Genomic DNA, 14096 nt, shown 5'->3' with positions numbered 1-14096 from the left:
GCTCTACCTCATTTAACCCAATGAATCATACGCACAGGCGCGCCACGGCACGTTCCAGGCGGTTCAGCCCTTCTTCCACATCCGCACCGGGAATAATCAGTGATGGCGCAAAACGCAGCACGTTGGGTCCGGCAATCAGCGCAATTAACCCTTCTTCTGCCGCCAGCGTGTTCAGTTGTTTGGCCTGATCTTTATAACGTTCACTCATCACCGCACCGAGCAGCAGCCCCTGACCACGGACTTCGCTGAACACCTGATAGCGGTCGTTGATACGCTTAAGCCCGGCGATAAACCATTCGTGGCGTTTACTGACACCCGACAGCACATCCGGCGTATTGACCAGTTCAAACACTTTGCCCGCCACCGCCGTCGCCAGCGGGTTACCGCCGTAAGTGGTACCGTGTGTGCCCGGCTGGAATAACGCCGCCAGGCGATCCGTGGTCAGCATTGCGCCGATCGGGAAACCGCCGCCGAGCGCCTTGGCGCTGGTCAGAATATCCGGCACCACGCCGTAATGCTGATAGGCATACAGCTCACCGGTGCGGCCAACGCCGGTCTGCACTTCATCGAAAATCAGCACGGCCTGATGTTTGTCGCAGAGTTCGCGCAGACCTTGCAGGAATTCACTGTCCGCAGGCACCACGCCGCCTTCGCCCTGAATTGGCTCGACAATCACTGCGCAGGTGTGGGAGGAAATCTGTCCGGCCACCGCCGCCAGATCGTTAAACGGCAGATGGGTGATGGCCGGAGGCAGCGGCGCAAAATCTTCAGAATATTTCGGCTGACCGCCTGCGGTGACGGTAAATAAGGTGCGTCCGTGGAACGCATTTTTGAAGGCGATGATTTCATTCTTTTCGCCGCCCGCTTTATTGCCAGCCAGACGCGCCAGTTTCAGCGCCGCTTCGTTGGCTTCTGCGCCGGAGTTACAGAAAAAGACTTTGTCCGCAAAGGTGGCATCAATCAGCTGTTTCGCCAGACGCAGCACCGGTTCGTTGGTGTAGCCGTTACCCAGATGCCAGACTTTATCCGCCTGCTCATGCAGAGTTTTACGGATTTCCGGATGCGCGTGGCCGAGCGCATTGACAGCGATGCCGCCCGCAAAATCGACATAATCTTTGCCAGCCTGATCCCACAGCCAGGATCCGTCGCCACGCACGGGAATGAACGCCGCCGGGGCATACACCGGCACCATCCAGTCATCGAAGTTCTGGCGGCTGACGTTTTGCGGTTGCTGTTGGTGTTCCATATAAACCTCTTCAATGTAAGGCCAGTGACTGGCTGAATTCAGGGTGCAGGCGTCCGCCCCCCATACCGGCAGGAATGCTCGTTATTAGTTTGTTATTTAAAAGTTAATAAATAATCTCACTCAGTCACATCATAGAGTGCAGTCTTCATGCCAGCAAAGGAAAAAAGTGAATAAAAAATGTCACATCCAGAAAAAACAACCACTTAAAACCGGCTGTTATTCACTTTAATTGCATAAAAAATGAATAAAAGAAAAAATCCCCTTTCACAGCAACGAGGGGTAAAGAATGAGTATGCAGGGAGTTATTTTCATTTCGGCGGGATTTATTGTGCAGGACTGTGATCCGGCGCGTATCCGCCATGCACCCTTAAGAACGACTGCACCTTTGCGGTGCTGCGCACGCACTTTTATCGCGCATCGGATCTGCGTGACTGCCCTCACACTCTGCGCAAATAAAACGCAGCAGGTCGCTTTGCTTTCTGAAAAAGGGCGCATTCACGCCCGTGATGTTCTTTTATTGTTAATACAATGATCCAATATGGTTAATTTGTTATCGGTAACGCGCCGCAACTGTCTTCCTGGCCACTGACTTTAGATTTTAATTAACTTATATTTAACATTAAAGAATACTTAAATTAACAATAAAGGGCTTTGATCACATTCCATTCACGTCTGCGCGAAAACCGCTTTCCCCTTCAGTTAATCTCTGAGTGTGGATTACATCACCACTGCCCGTTCCCCTACACCAGAACAGAACATCATAAGAAAGGTACAGACATGAAATTTAACCTCGCATTAGTTAACGCATGTGTGGTTTCAGCATGCATGTTATTCACGACACCGACATTCGCCGCCAAGCCTTACGACATCGCCGTCGTCGCCAAAGTCACCGGCATTCCCTGGTTCACCCGCATGGAAGTCGGCGTAAAAGAAGCCGCGCAAAAACTGGATGTGAATGCCTATCAGGTCGGTGCGTCAACGCCGGACCCGGCGCAGCAGGTCAAAGTGATTGAAGATCTCATCGCCAAAAAAGTCGATGCCATTATCGTGGTGCCGAACGATGCCAAAGTGCTGGAGCCGGTGCTGAAAAAAGCCCGCGATCAGGGCATCGTGGTATTAACCCATGAATCGCCGGATCAGCAGATTGGTCAGTGGGATATCGAAACCATCGACAGCCAGAAATATGCGCAAGCGAATATGGATGAGCTGGCAAAAGATATGGGCGGCAAAGGCGGTTACGCTATTTATGTCGGTTCCCTGACCGTGCCGTTGCATAACGCCTGGGCAGATGCCGCGATTAAATATCAGAAAGAAAAATACCCGGATATGCATGAAGTCACTTCACGCCTGCCGGTGGCAGAAAACATCGACAAGTCTTACTCCACGACGCTGGATCTGATGAAAACCTATCCTGACCTGAAAGGGATTATCGGCTTCGGCTCTCTCGGCCCGATCGGTGCCGGTCAGGCCGTTCAGCAGAAACGGGCGAAAAACAAAATCGCCGTTGTGGGTATCGCCATGCCTGCTCAGGCTGCGCCATACCTGATGCGCGGTGATGTGAAGAAAGTGCTGCTGTGGGATCCGAAAGATGCCGGTTACGCTTTAGTCACCGTCGCCGACCAGCTGTTGCAGGGTAAAGAAGTCACCAAAGACCTGAGTATCGAAGGTTTAGGCAAAGCTGATGTGGACATGGATAAACACGTGATTCGTTTTAATAAGATTCTGGAAGTCACACCAGAGAATGCGAAATCACTCGGCTTCTGATTTCGTTTTTTAATTCTTTTATTTACCGGAGATAAATTTATCTCCAGCGCCACACCAGGCAAATAGAAACAGATACGGCGATGTTTGCTGTGCCGTATCTGAATTTCTAATCAGACATTAAAAACTTATACCCCAAATAATTCGGGTTGTGGGAAGGCGGCAAATGAGTGAATCCCGATCAGCTTACATAAGTAAGTGATTCGGGTGAGCGAGTGCAGCCAACGCATCCACAGCGCGAAGTATGAAGGGTATGTTGTAAGGATAATGTGATGAACACTCTCACTCCGTCGTCCAGTACGCACACGTCCCCTGCCCCTGCAGAAACTTTTATCAGCCTCGAGAAAATCAGTAAAAAATTCCCCGGCGTATTAGCGCTGGATAATGTCAGCCTGACGCTGAATAAAGGCGAAGTGCATTGTCTTGCGGGTCAGAACGGCTGCGGCAAGAGCACCATTATTAAAGTCATTTCCGGGGTTTATCAGCCGGAAAAAGGCGCGGCCATTACGCTGGACGGAAAACTCTTTCATACCCTGACGCCGCAACTTTCTTCTTATTACGGCATTCAGGTGATTTATCAGGACTTGTCTTTATTCCCCAATTTATCGGTCGCCGAAAATATTGCCATTCACCGTTATTTACCGGGGGGTGATTTTTGGGTACATCGCGAGGCAATGCGCAAAAAAGCTGTGGCGGCGATGCAACGGGTCGGAGTTTCTCTGGATCCGGATCGTAAAGTCGAAAAGCTGTCGATCGCCGACCGCCAGTTAGTGGCAATATGCCGTGCCATCGCTGCTGACGCCAGTCTGGTGATCATGGATGAACCGACGGCGTCCCTGACCCGCACCGAGGTCAACGGCCTGCTGCGGGTGGTGAATGAGCTGAAAGCCGCCGGTATCTGCGTGGTGTTTGTCAGTCACCGTCTGGATGAAGTGATGGAAGTCGCCGACCGGATCAGTGTGATGCGCGACGGCAAACTGGTCGGCACCTATCCGGCCAGTGAACTCGACAGCAATGAGCTGGCGTTCCTGATGACCGGACAGCGTTTTACCTACAGTCATCTGCCGCACCGCGCGCCCGCCGACGTGACGCCGCTGCTGGAAGTCAGCCATCTGAGCCGCAAAGGCCAGTATCAGGATATTTCGCTGTCGTTGCGTCAGGGCGAAATCACCTCGGTTATCGGCCTGCTCGGTTCGGGGCGCACCGAACTCTGTCTGAGCCTGTTCGGCATGAGCCAGCCGGATAGCGGCGAAATCCGCGTCAACGGCAAGGCGGTGAAATTTCACAGCAACCGCGACGCTATCCGCCACGGTATCGCTTATGTGTCGGAAGACCGGCTGACGCAGGGGCTGATCATGGAGCAATCCATTTACGACAACACGCTGGTGTCGATTTTCGACAAGCTGCATACCGGCACCGGGCTGATGGATCACCGCAAGGCCGCGTCAGTGGTAAAAGACCTGATCCGCGATTTGAACATCAAAGTCTCGGACAGTGGTTTACCGGTGAAGACGCTTTCCGGCGGGAATGCGCAGCGTATCGCCATCGCCAAATGGGTGGCGACGCAGCCGCATATCCTGATCCTCGATTCGCCGACCGTCGGCGTGGATATCGCCAACAAAGAAGGAATTTATCGCATCGCCCGCGATCTGGCGGAGTCCGGCATGGCGGTGCTGATGATTTGCGATGAAATTCCTGAAGCATATTACAACAGTCACCGCGTGCTGGTGATGCGCAAAGGCCAGCTGGTGGCGGAATTCGCGCCGCACCAGAGCAGCGAAGCGCAGATTGCGGAGGCGATCAATGGCTAACACTTCTCTCTCGAAACTGTTCTCCCGGCATGAATTCTGGCTGGGATTGCTGGTACTGCTGCTGGTCATCGGCCTGAGTCTCAGTACCCGTGAATTTATGACGCTCGGCAACCTGACTGACGTCGCCACCAGTTATGCCATTCTCGGCATTCTGGCCTGCGGACTGTTTGTGGTGCTGATTGCCGGTGGCATCGACATTTCCTTCCCGGCCGTCACTTCCATCGGCCAGTACGTGATGGCGAGCTACATCATTCATCATGGCGGCAGCTTTCCGCTGGCGTTTGCCCTGTCGATGGGCACCGGCTTGCTGCTCGGGCTGGTCAACGGGTTTCTGGTGTACTGGCTGCGCGTTCCGGCGATCATTATCACCATCGCCACGCTGAACCTGTTCTACGGGTTGCTGGTGTATCTGACCAACGGCACCTGGCTGTACGGTTTCCCCGACTGGTTTATGAACGGCATTAACTGGTTCTCCTTTACGGCCGCCGACGGGTACGACTATGGCCTGACACTGCCGCTGCTCAGCCTGCTGGGGGTGATTATCGCCACCGGCGTACTGATGAACCGCACCCGCGTGGGGCGTCAGATTTATGCCATGGGCAGCAACCGTGACGCCGCATCGCGCCTCGGCCTGAACATCTTGCGGCTGCATTTTTACGTCTACGGATTTATGGGATTGCTGGCGGGCATTGCCGCCGTGGTACAGGCGCAAATTACCCAGTCAGTCGCCCCGAACTCTTTGCTGGGTTATGAACTGACAGTACTGGCGGCGGTGGTATTAGGCGGCACCAGCATGACCGGCGGGCGCGGCTCGCTGACCGGCACCCTTCTCGGTGTGATGTTGCTGGCCTTCCTGCAAAACGGCCTGACACTGCTGAGTATTTCGTCTTACTGGCATCAGGTTTTCAGCGGCGTGATCATTCTGGTCAGCATCAGCAGCACCGCGTGGAATGAAAAACGCAAACTGGCAAAGGGGATGTGACATGACGACCTTAACCCGATTCTTCCCCGGCGACCGCATCATCCGTTTGCAGTTGCTGATCATCGTCGCCGTGGCCGTGTTGTTCTCGTTCACGCTGGGCGGCAGTTTTTACAGCGTCGGCAATTTCCAGTCGATCTCCTCGCAGTTGCCGGTGCTGGGCATGCTGGCGCTGGGGATGGGCATCACCATGCTCACCGGCGGCATCAACCTTTCCGTGATTGCCGGTGCTAACGCCTGTTCGCTGGCGATGGCCGCCATTCTGGTGGCGCATCCGGGTCAGCCGCAATATTTCGTGCTGGCGATGCTCGCCGGTCTGGCGGTGGCGGTGGCAATTGGCGTGCTCAATGGCGCGCTGATTGCGTATATCGGTGTCTCGCCGATTCTGGCAACGCTCGGCACCATGACGCTGATTGCCGGACTGAATATTCTGCTGACCAACGGCGCGGTGATCTCCGGCTTTCCGGCGGCAATCCAGTATCTCAGCAACGGCAGCCTGCTGGGCATCCCCGTCGCCCTGTTGTTGTTCCTGCTGGTGGCACTGCTGTTGTGGGTGTTACTCGAACACACCACCCTCGGCCGCAGTCTGTATCTGATGGGGTCCAACGAACAGGCCACACGGTTCAGCGGCGTCAACACTCACAAAGTGACCATTGCGGTGTACGTGCTTTCCGCCCTGCTCGGCTGGGGCGCGGCACTGCTGATGATGTCCAAATTTAACTCGGCAAAAGCAGGCTATGGCGATTCGTATTTGCTGGTGACCATTCTGGCCTCCGTACTCGGCGGGATTAACCCCGACGGCGGATTTGGCCGGGTCATCGGGCTGGTACTGGCGCTGATCGTGCTGCAAATGCTGGAAAGCGGCCTGAACCTGATGGGCGTCAGCAGCTACCTGACAATGGCCCTGTGGGGCGGCGTCCTGATCCTGTTTATCGCTCTGCAAAACAGAAAATCTTAAGCGAAAGCTTTTTACCGAAGGGAAAGAACATGGCGAGTTATTTTGTTGGAGTTGACGTAGGAACCGGCAGCGCCCGTGCGGGCGTATTCGACATGACCGGCCGCATGGTCGGTCAGGCCAGCCGTGAGATCACGCTGTACCGCCCGAAAGCCGATTTCGTTGAGCAATCTTCCGATGAGATCTGGCAGTCGGTCTGTAACGCGGTAAAAGACGCGGTCAATCAGGCTGACATCAACCCGATTCAGGTCAAAGGCATCGGCTTTGATGCCACCTGTTCGCTGGTGGTGCTGGATAAAGAAGGCAAACCGCTGACTGTCAGCCCGTCCGGACGCAGCGAGCAGAACATCATTGTGTGGATGGATCACCGCGCCATCACGCAGGCTGAGCGCATCAACGCCACCGGTCACCGCGTGCTGGAGTTTGTCGGCGGGATTATTTCGCCGGAAATGCAGACGCCAAAATTGCTGTGGCTGAAACAGCATATGCCGACCACCTGGAACAACGTCGGGCATCTGTTTGACCTGCCGGATTTCCTGACCTGGCGCGCCACGCAGGACACCACGCGGTCACTCTGTTCCACCGTCTGCAAATGGACCTACATCGGTCACGAAGACCGCTGGGACCCGAGCTATTTCCGCCAGATCGGGCTGGAAGATTTGCTGGAAAACAACGCGGCGAAAATCGGCAGCGAAGTGAAAACCATGGGCGAACCGCTCGGCCACGGCCTGACTCAGCGCGCCGCGGCGGAAATGGGGCTGATGGCGGGCACGGCGGTCAGCGTGTCGATTATTGACGCCCACGCAGGCAGCCTCGGCATTCTCGGGGCCAGCGGCGCTTCCGGTGAATCCGCCGATTTCGACAACCGCATCGCGCTGATTGGCGGCACCTCCACGGCGCACATGGCGATGTCGCGCAGCGCGCGTTATATCGGCGGCATCTGGGGACCGTATTACTCGGCGATCCTGCCGGATTACTGGCTGAACGAAGGCGGGCAATCCACGACAGGCGCACTGATTGACCACGTGATCCAGTCGCACCCGTGTTATCAGGATTTGCTGAAACAGGGCAAAGACAGCGGCAAAACGATTTATGAAGTGCTGAACGGCATCCTGCGCAAAATGGCCGGCGAACCGGAGAATATCGCCTTCCTGACCAAAGACATTCATATGCTGCCCTACTTCCACGGCAACCGTTCACCGCGCGCCAATCCGACGCTGACCGGTACGCTGACCGGGCTGAAACTGTCACGCACGCCGGAAGACATGGCGCTGCATTATCTGGCGACCATTCAGGCGCTGGCGCTCGGCACCCGTCACATTATCGAGACCATGAACCAGAGCGGTTACCGCATCGATACCATGATGGCCAGCGGCGGCGGCAGCAAGAACCCGGTGTTTGTGCAGGAGCATTCCAACGCGACCGGCTGCGCGATGTTATTGCCGGAAGAAAGCGAAGCGATGTTACTCGGCAGCGCCATGATGGGCACCGTCGCGGCGGGCGCGTATGACTCATTGCCGGAAGCCATGGCGGCGATGAGTCGCATCGGCAAAACCGTCACGCCGCAGACCAACAAAATCAAAGAGTATTACGATCGCAAATACCGCGTATTCCATGAGATGTACCACGACAGCATGAAATACCGCCGCCTGATGCAGGGGGAAACCGAATGAATGCAGAGGAAGAATTTGCCCTCGCGTGTCAGGGCTGGCAAACCTACAGTCAGGAATTGCTGGCATTGCAGCACCATCTTGATGCCGATATCTGGCAGCAACTGCTGACGCTGGTGACCGGCTGTAAGGGCAAAATTGCCGTCACCGGCGTGGGCACGTCGGGGATTGCGGCGCGGAAAATCGCGCATATGCTGGCGTGCGTTGAACAGCCTGCGGTGTATCTCAGCGCCACCGATGCCGCGCACGGCGATTTGGGTTTTATGCGCAGCAACGATCTGATGATTTTGATTTCCCGCGGCGGCAACTCCGAAGAGCTGACGCGCCTGTTACCGACGCTGAAAGCCAAAGGGGTGGCGATCATCAGTGTCACGGAGAATCTGGATTCCGCCATAGCCCGCGCCGCCACGCTGGTGCTGAAAACGCATATCCAGCGGGAAATCGATCCGCTGAATATGCTGGCCACCACCTCCATCGTGCTGGTGCTGGCGGTGTTCGATGCACTGTGCGGCAACATTATGCTGCGTAACGGCTTCGATCAGCAGCGCCTGCTGAAGGTCCATCCGGGCGGCAATGTCGGCAAAACGCTGCGCGAGCAGGATGTCTGAGACGTGACGTTCACCCGTTAATCTCTTCCGCCACCAGCGCCGCCAGTACCGAGATGGCGCGCGCGGTGTGCGGTCCCCATTCGAACGAGGTATTAATGCGGATGCAGTGACTGAAACGCTCATCGGCGGAGAACATGGTGCCCGGCGCGACGCTGACGCCTTTGGCCAGCGCGCGCTGATAAACCCGCGCCGCATCCACGTTATCGCCCAGATCCAGCCACAGAAAATAGCCCCCCGCCGGTTGTGTCACCGACACCTGCGCCGGAAACTCCGCCAGGATCGCATGACGCATCGCCATCTGCCGTTGTTCCAGCATGCGCCGTAAGCGCCGCAGGTGCGTATCGTAACCGCCCTTGTGCAAATAATCGGCCAGCGCCAGTTGTACCGGCACGCTGGCTGACAAGGTGCTCATCAGCTGCAGGCGCTGAATACGTTCGGCATACGCTCCCGCCGCCACCCAGCCCACACGAAAACCCGGTGCGAGAGATTTTGAAAAAGAGGAGCAATGCAGAATTTCGCTGCGGTAAGACGACGCTTTCAGCGGTACTGTCCGTTCGCTGCCAAAATGCAGTTCGTTGTAAACGTCGTCCTCGATCAGCGCCACCTGATGCTTGTGCAACAACTCAACCAGCCTTGCCTTGTTCTCCGGCGGCAAACTGCATCCCAGCGGATTTTGAAAACTCGACATCAGCCAGCAGGCTTTGACAGGATAGGTTTCCAGCGCCTGTTGCAGTGCATCCGGATCCATGCCGTATCGCACGTCGGTGGGAATGGCGACGGCTTTCAATTTGCGCCGCTCAATGGCCTGCAATACGCCATAAAATGCCGGTGACTCAATGGCAACCCAGTCGCCCGGTTCGGTTACCGCCTGCAAACTCAGACCAAGGGATTCCATCGCACCCGAGGTAATGACGATTTCATCCGGGGCCACTTCAATGCCGTTCTGCGCATAGCGCCTGGCAATGCTGCGGCGCAGTTCTTCGTTGCCGGGCGGCAGATTGGCAATCGCACTGTGCGGCGACATGCGGCGGACGGCGCTGGCAAGAGAACGCGCCAGACGGGGCTGAGGGAAAAGTGTCGGATCAGGAAAGGCTGAACCGAGCGGCACGACAAAAGGATCCTGCCCGGCTTTCAGAATATCGAAAATGGCGTCATTCACGTCCACCTGTTCCGCCGCATGCAGCCGTTCATCTGCCGCAGCCCGCACCGGACGCTGCGCTCCCGCCGCCACGTAATAGCCGGACTGCGGACGGGCGACAATGACGCCCTGACTTTCCAGCAACTGATACGCCTGCAACACCGTCATCAGGCTCAGGCCGGATTGTTTGCAGGTATCGCGTAATGAAGGAAGACGGTCGCCCGGCAGCCAGACCTGGGTCTCAATTTGTCTGCGCAATGTGCGCGCCAGCGTTTCGTAACGGGATTCAGCCATAAGTCATCAGCACTGTTATAGATGTTGTTAATCAAATGATAACTATTATGCCTGATTGTGGCGTTTTTACCTGAAGTAAACCGCGGCACAACATTCATCACTCTTTACCAGAGAGGTCTGGTGGTGAAACATTCACCGTGTTAATGTGGTTACTCACCGCATTACTCAGATTTATCCGAACCATCCTTCACACCTGTTCGCGCAACCTTACGCTTTCTAAACATTTTCTCCATGATCGCCGGAAAAATGACATTTCGCCTTTCACTCTTTTACATCTTCCCCGCATTACTATTCATTGGAATGAGTAGACTTGTTTACGTCGAAACAAAACGGGCGAATTGCCTGAATCTCCAATGAGGAATTTAATTATGCGTAAACTTACCGCAATGATTGTGGCTTCAACTCTGGCTCTTAGCTCTGCTTCTTTCGCGTTCGCTGCTGAAACCACCGCCACACCGGCAACTGACGCAACGACCGCGCCGCACGGCAAAATGCTGCACCATAAAGGCCCGCACCACATGAGTCCGTTCGCTGGCCTGAACCTGACTGAGCAGCAAAAAACTCAGATGAAAGAGATCATGAAAGACAGCGGCGCGCGTCCTGACCGCGCAGCAATGAAAGCGCAGATGGATCAGATGCACAGCCTGGTGGCGTCCGACAGCTTCGATGAAGCCAAAGTGAAATCGCAGATTGATACCATCACCAAAGCCCAGTCTGACCGTATGCTCGACCGCGCCCGTGCTGAAAACAAAATGTACAACCTGCTGACACCTGAGCAGAAAAAACAGTTCAATGAGAACTACCAGAAACGCGCTGCCAAAATGGAACAGATGCGTGACCACAAACCAAGCCAGGAAAAACCAGCAACCGCTGAATAATCACTGACCTCTGAGAACACACCGGCCCCTCGTGGCCGGTTTTTTTTTGTTTTTTTGCTACCCCGCCACAACTTTTCTGCCAGCCGGTCTGCGTTCCCTGCGCAAAGCGTCAACCCCATCACAGATTCATCTTTAACTTCATACTTTTTTGTTCAAAAACATTATTTTTAAACAGTAATTTAACATAGGTGCAACGTTATGACGGCTGCGCCGACCCTTACCTCTACCTCACACTCTCTACATAAAAAGTGGCCTGCCTGAGCAGGACCACTCACAAGGAGTTGTACATCATGAAAAGCGTCAAGTCCGGGATTACCTGGCTGGTGGTGGCGTTAATCGGGGCTTTTGCCTTTGGAATGCTGGCCCTGAGCCGTGGCGAACACGTTAATGCCCTCTGGCTGGTGGTCGCCGCCATTGCCTGTTACAGCATTGCCTACCGTTTCTACAGTCTGTTCATCGCTGAAAAAGTCTTTGAACTCGATGACAAACGCATGACGCCCGCCGAACGTCATAATGACGGGCTGGATTACGTGCCAACCAACAAATGGGTGTTATTCGGTCACCACTTTGCGGCAATCGCAGGCGCAGGCCCGCTGGTCGGCCCGATCCTGGCGGCTCAGATGGGCTTTCTGCCGGGCACCATCTGGATTTTAGTCGGCGTGATGCTGGCGGGCGCGGTACAGGATTTCCTGATCCTGTTCATTTCCACCCGTCGCGATGGCCGCTCTCTGGGTGAAATGGCGAAACAGGAACTGGGTCATTTCGCTGGCGTCGTGACCATGCTCGGCGCGCTCGGTGTGATGATCATCATTCTTTCCGCGCTGGCCTTAGTGGTGGTCAAGGCGCTGGCTGACAGCCCGTGGGGTCTGTTCACCATTGCCGCCACCATTCCGATTGCCCTGTTTATGGGCATCTATATGCGTTTCCTCCGTCCGGGGAAAATCGCAGAAGTGTCGGTGATTGGCTTTGTGCTGATGATGCTGGCCATCGTATATGGCGGCAATGTCGCCGCCGATCCTTACTGGGGGCCATTCTTTACCCTGCACGGCACCACGCTGACCTGGGTGCTGGTGATCTACGGCTTTATCGCCTCCGTTTTACCGGTCTGGCTGCTGCTGGCGCCGCGCGATTACCTGTCGACATTCCTGAAAATTGGCGTGATCGCCGGTCTGGCGGTCGGTATCGTCTTCGCGATGCCGGAAATGAAAATGCCCGCCGTCTCCCGCTTTATTGATGGCAGCGGCCCGGTGTTCTCCGGCAGCCTGTTCCCGTTCCTGTTTATCACCATCGCCTGCGGCTCGATTTCGGGTTTCCATGCGCTGGTGTCCAGCGGCACCACGCCAAAACTGGTTGAGCGCGAAAGTCACATCCGCTTTATCGGTTACGGCGCGATGTTGATGGAATCCTTCGTGGCGATCATGGCGCTGATTTGTGCGTCCGTTATCGACCCGGGTGTGTATTTTGCCATGAACTCACCGGCAGCCCTGATCGGCACCACGGTGGAAAGTGCCTCGCAGGTGATCAACGGCTGGGGCTTTGTCATCACACCGGAAATCCTGACCCAGATCGCCAAAGATGTGGGCGAACAGTCGGTACTTTCCCGTGCCGGTGGCGCACCGACCTTCGCCGTCGGGATGGCGCACATTATTACCGAGGTGTTCAACAGCCGCGCGATGATGGCTTTCTGGTATCACTTCGCCATCCTGTTTGAAGCCTTATTTATTCTGACCGCCGTGGATGCCGGCACCCGCGCCTGCCGCTTTATGGTGCAGGATCTGGTGGGCGTCGCCGTCCCTTCTCTGGCCAATAACCGTTCCTGGATAGGCACCTTCGCCGGTACGACCGTCGCCGTCGCAGGCTGGGGCTTCTTCGTATATCAGGGCGTGGTCGATCCGCTGGGCGGCATCAATACCCTGTGGCCACTGTTTGGTATCGGTAACCAGATGCTGGCGTCGATGGCGCTGATCCTGGGGACCGTCGTGCTGTTCAAAATGAAAAAACAGCGTTATGCGTGGGTGACTATTTTGCCGACCGTCTGGCTGTTTATCACCTCCATGACAGCGGGCTGGCAGAAGATTTTCCATGAAAAACCGTCAATTGGCTTCCTCGCGCAGGCGAAGAAATTCAATGCCGGGATCGACAGTGGCGAACTCATCAAACCGGCCAAAACGCTGGCAGACATGCATACCATCGTGCTGAACAATCAGATCAACGCCATCCTGTGCGGCTTCTTCATGCTGGTGGCGGTCACTATGCTGATTTCAGCGTTCTTCGTTATCCGCCGCGCGCTGCAATCCGACACCCCGACAGTGCATGAAACCGCCATCGTACAACGTCGCGAGGCCCGCCATGTCTGAGTCCCGCGCGTTATTCAAAATATCGCGGCCTGCTGCGCTGCACATTATCCGCTGCCAGCCTTTATTCACCGTGCAGCCGAAACCGCACAATGTCACCGACTGGCTGAAACTGGCGATCAAACGCACCGCGCAAAGTTTCCGCCTGATGGTCGGTGTGCAGGATTATCAGAATTATGTCCGGCATATGCAGGTCCGGCACCCGGAAATGCAACCCATGACCGAGCGCGAATTCCACCGGCGATGTCTGGAAGCGAGGTTCCCGAGCGAAGGCGGGAAAATGGGGAAATGTCCGTGCTGAGTGAGTATCCTTCGGCACAATAAAAGAACATGGACCTTCCCCTTTCAACAGGGGAAGGCTGCCCGCAGGAATCTCCTTCGCCCTGTATTCCATTGTTCCGT

Annotated in this window: 12 protein-coding genes; 10 read left to right on the top strand and 2 right to left on the bottom strand. The window is 55.6% G+C overall.

The features are described from left to right. Positions 1-25 precede the first annotated feature (25 nt). Positions 26-1246 carry an aspartate aminotransferase family protein gene (locus tag EDF78_RS19375; RefSeq protein ID WP_133823704.1) on the bottom strand — a complete coding sequence of 407 codons (1221 nt, stop codon included), beginning with the start codon at positions 1244-1246 and terminating at the stop codon, positions 26-28. A 286-nt stretch (positions 1247-1532) separates the two neighbouring features. Between EDF78_RS19375 and EDF78_RS19370 the strand changes: the two genes are divergently transcribed. The 7 genes from EDF78_RS19370 (at position 1533) to EDF78_RS19340 (ending at position 9030) form a co-directional block, all read left to right on the top strand. After that, positions 1533-1778, top strand: coding sequence for a hypothetical protein (locus EDF78_RS19370; RefSeq protein WP_133823703.1), 246 nt, complete (start codon positions 1533-1535; stop codon positions 1776-1778). 245 nt (positions 1779-2023) lie between these two features. Continuing rightward, positions 2024-3010 (top strand): autoinducer 2 ABC transporter substrate-binding protein, encoded by a 987-nt coding sequence (locus tag EDF78_RS19365; protein ID WP_095922414.1) that lies wholly within the window; start codon positions 2024-2026, stop codon positions 3008-3010. Between the two features lie 269 nt (positions 3011-3279). Then, entirely contained in the window at positions 3280-4818 is a 1539-nt protein-coding gene (locus tag EDF78_RS19360) for a sugar ABC transporter ATP-binding protein (RefSeq protein WP_133823702.1), read from the top strand. Next, entirely contained in the window at positions 4811-5800 is a 990-nt protein-coding gene (locus EDF78_RS19355; protein WP_095922416.1) for an ABC transporter permease, read from the top strand. Before EDF78_RS19360 ends, EDF78_RS19355 begins: the two co-directional genes overlap by 8 nt. A gap of 1 nt (position 5801) precedes the next feature. Then, entirely contained in the window at positions 5802-6755 is a 954-nt protein-coding gene (locus EDF78_RS19350) for an ABC transporter permease (RefSeq protein ID WP_095922417.1), read from the top strand. A 29-nt stretch (positions 6756-6784) separates the two neighbouring features. Further along, on the top strand, positions 6785-8425 hold the full coding sequence (locus EDF78_RS19345; protein ID WP_133823701.1) for an FGGY-family carbohydrate kinase: 1641 nt from the start codon (positions 6785-6787) through the stop codon (positions 8423-8425). Beyond that, complete coding sequence (locus EDF78_RS19340; RefSeq protein WP_133823700.1) at positions 8422-9030, top strand: SIS domain-containing protein; 609 nt, start codon at positions 8422-8424, stop codon at positions 9028-9030. The genes EDF78_RS19345 and EDF78_RS19340 overlap by 4 nt, the downstream gene beginning before the upstream one ends. A 10-nt stretch (positions 9031-9040) precedes the next feature. Here the strand turns inward: EDF78_RS19340 and EDF78_RS19335 are convergent, their stop codons facing one another. Next, complete coding sequence (locus tag EDF78_RS19335) at positions 9041-10462, bottom strand: PLP-dependent aminotransferase family protein (protein WP_133823699.1); 1422 nt, start codon at positions 10460-10462, stop codon at positions 9041-9043. A gap of 368 nt (positions 10463-10830) precedes the next feature. Here EDF78_RS19335 and spy point away from each other — a divergent pair, with 368 nt between their 5' ends. The 3 genes from spy to EDF78_RS19320 all read left to right on the top strand — a co-directional run bounded on the left by spy (position 10831) and on the right by EDF78_RS19320 (position 13995). Continuing rightward, positions 10831-11340 (top strand): ATP-independent periplasmic protein-refolding chaperone Spy, encoded by a 510-nt coding sequence (spy, locus tag EDF78_RS19330; protein ID WP_133823698.1) that lies wholly within the window; start codon positions 10831-10833, stop codon positions 11338-11340. A 290-nt stretch (positions 11341-11630) separates the two neighbouring features. After that, the gene (locus EDF78_RS19325) at positions 11631-13697 is read left to right on the top strand and encodes a carbon starvation CstA family protein (protein WP_133823697.1); all 2067 of its coding nucleotides are present in this window, start codon (positions 11631-11633) and stop codon (positions 13695-13697) included. Further along, a complete protein-coding gene (locus EDF78_RS19320) occupies positions 13690-13995 on the top strand; it encodes a CstA-like transporter-associated (seleno)protein (RefSeq protein WP_119822285.1) in 306 nt (101 codons plus the stop codon). The genes EDF78_RS19325 and EDF78_RS19320 overlap by 8 nt, the downstream gene beginning before the upstream one ends. Positions 13996-14096 lie beyond the last annotated feature (101 nt).

The sequence above is a fragment of the Rahnella sp. BIGb0236 genome, assembly GCF_004364755.1.
In the GTDB taxonomy this organism is placed as follows: domain Bacteria; phylum Pseudomonadota; class Gammaproteobacteria; order Enterobacterales; family Enterobacteriaceae; genus Rahnella; species Rahnella victoriana.
Note: the sequence above shows the minus strand (reverse complement) of the source record. Positions and strands in the feature narration are given on the sequence as shown.

Coding starts and splice junctions, on each gene's coding strand:
- EDF78_RS19355 (WP_095922416.1), top strand. CDS start 4,811: ATGGCTAACACTTCTCTCTCGAAACTGTTCTCCCGGCATGAATTCTGG.
- EDF78_RS19350 (WP_095922417.1), top strand. CDS start 5,802: ATGACGACCTTAACCCGATTCTTCCCCGGCGACCGCATCATCCGTTTG.
- EDF78_RS19335 (WP_133823699.1), bottom strand. CDS start 10,462: ATGGCTGAATCCCGTTACGAAACGCTGGCGCGCACATTGCGCAGACAA.
- EDF78_RS19365 (WP_095922414.1), top strand. CDS start 2,024: ATGAAATTTAACCTCGCATTAGTTAACGCATGTGTGGTTTCAGCATGC.
- EDF78_RS19340 (WP_133823700.1), top strand. CDS start 8,422: ATGAATGCAGAGGAAGAATTTGCCCTCGCGTGTCAGGGCTGGCAAACC.
- EDF78_RS19325 (WP_133823697.1), top strand. CDS start 11,631: ATGAAAAGCGTCAAGTCCGGGATTACCTGGCTGGTGGTGGCGTTAATC.
- EDF78_RS19370 (WP_133823703.1), top strand. CDS start 1,533: ATGAGTATGCAGGGAGTTATTTTCATTTCGGCGGGATTTATTGTGCAG.
- EDF78_RS19360 (WP_133823702.1), top strand. CDS start 3,280: ATGAACACTCTCACTCCGTCGTCCAGTACGCACACGTCCCCTGCCCCT.
- spy (WP_133823698.1), top strand. CDS start 10,831: ATGCGTAAACTTACCGCAATGATTGTGGCTTCAACTCTGGCTCTTAGC.
- EDF78_RS19320 (WP_119822285.1), top strand. CDS start 13,690: ATGTCTGAGTCCCGCGCGTTATTCAAAATATCGCGGCCTGCTGCGCTG.
- EDF78_RS19345 (WP_133823701.1), top strand. CDS start 6,785: ATGGCGAGTTATTTTGTTGGAGTTGACGTAGGAACCGGCAGCGCCCGT.
- EDF78_RS19375 (WP_133823704.1), bottom strand. CDS start 1,246: ATGGAACACCAACAGCAACCGCAAAACGTCAGCCGCCAGAACTTCGAT.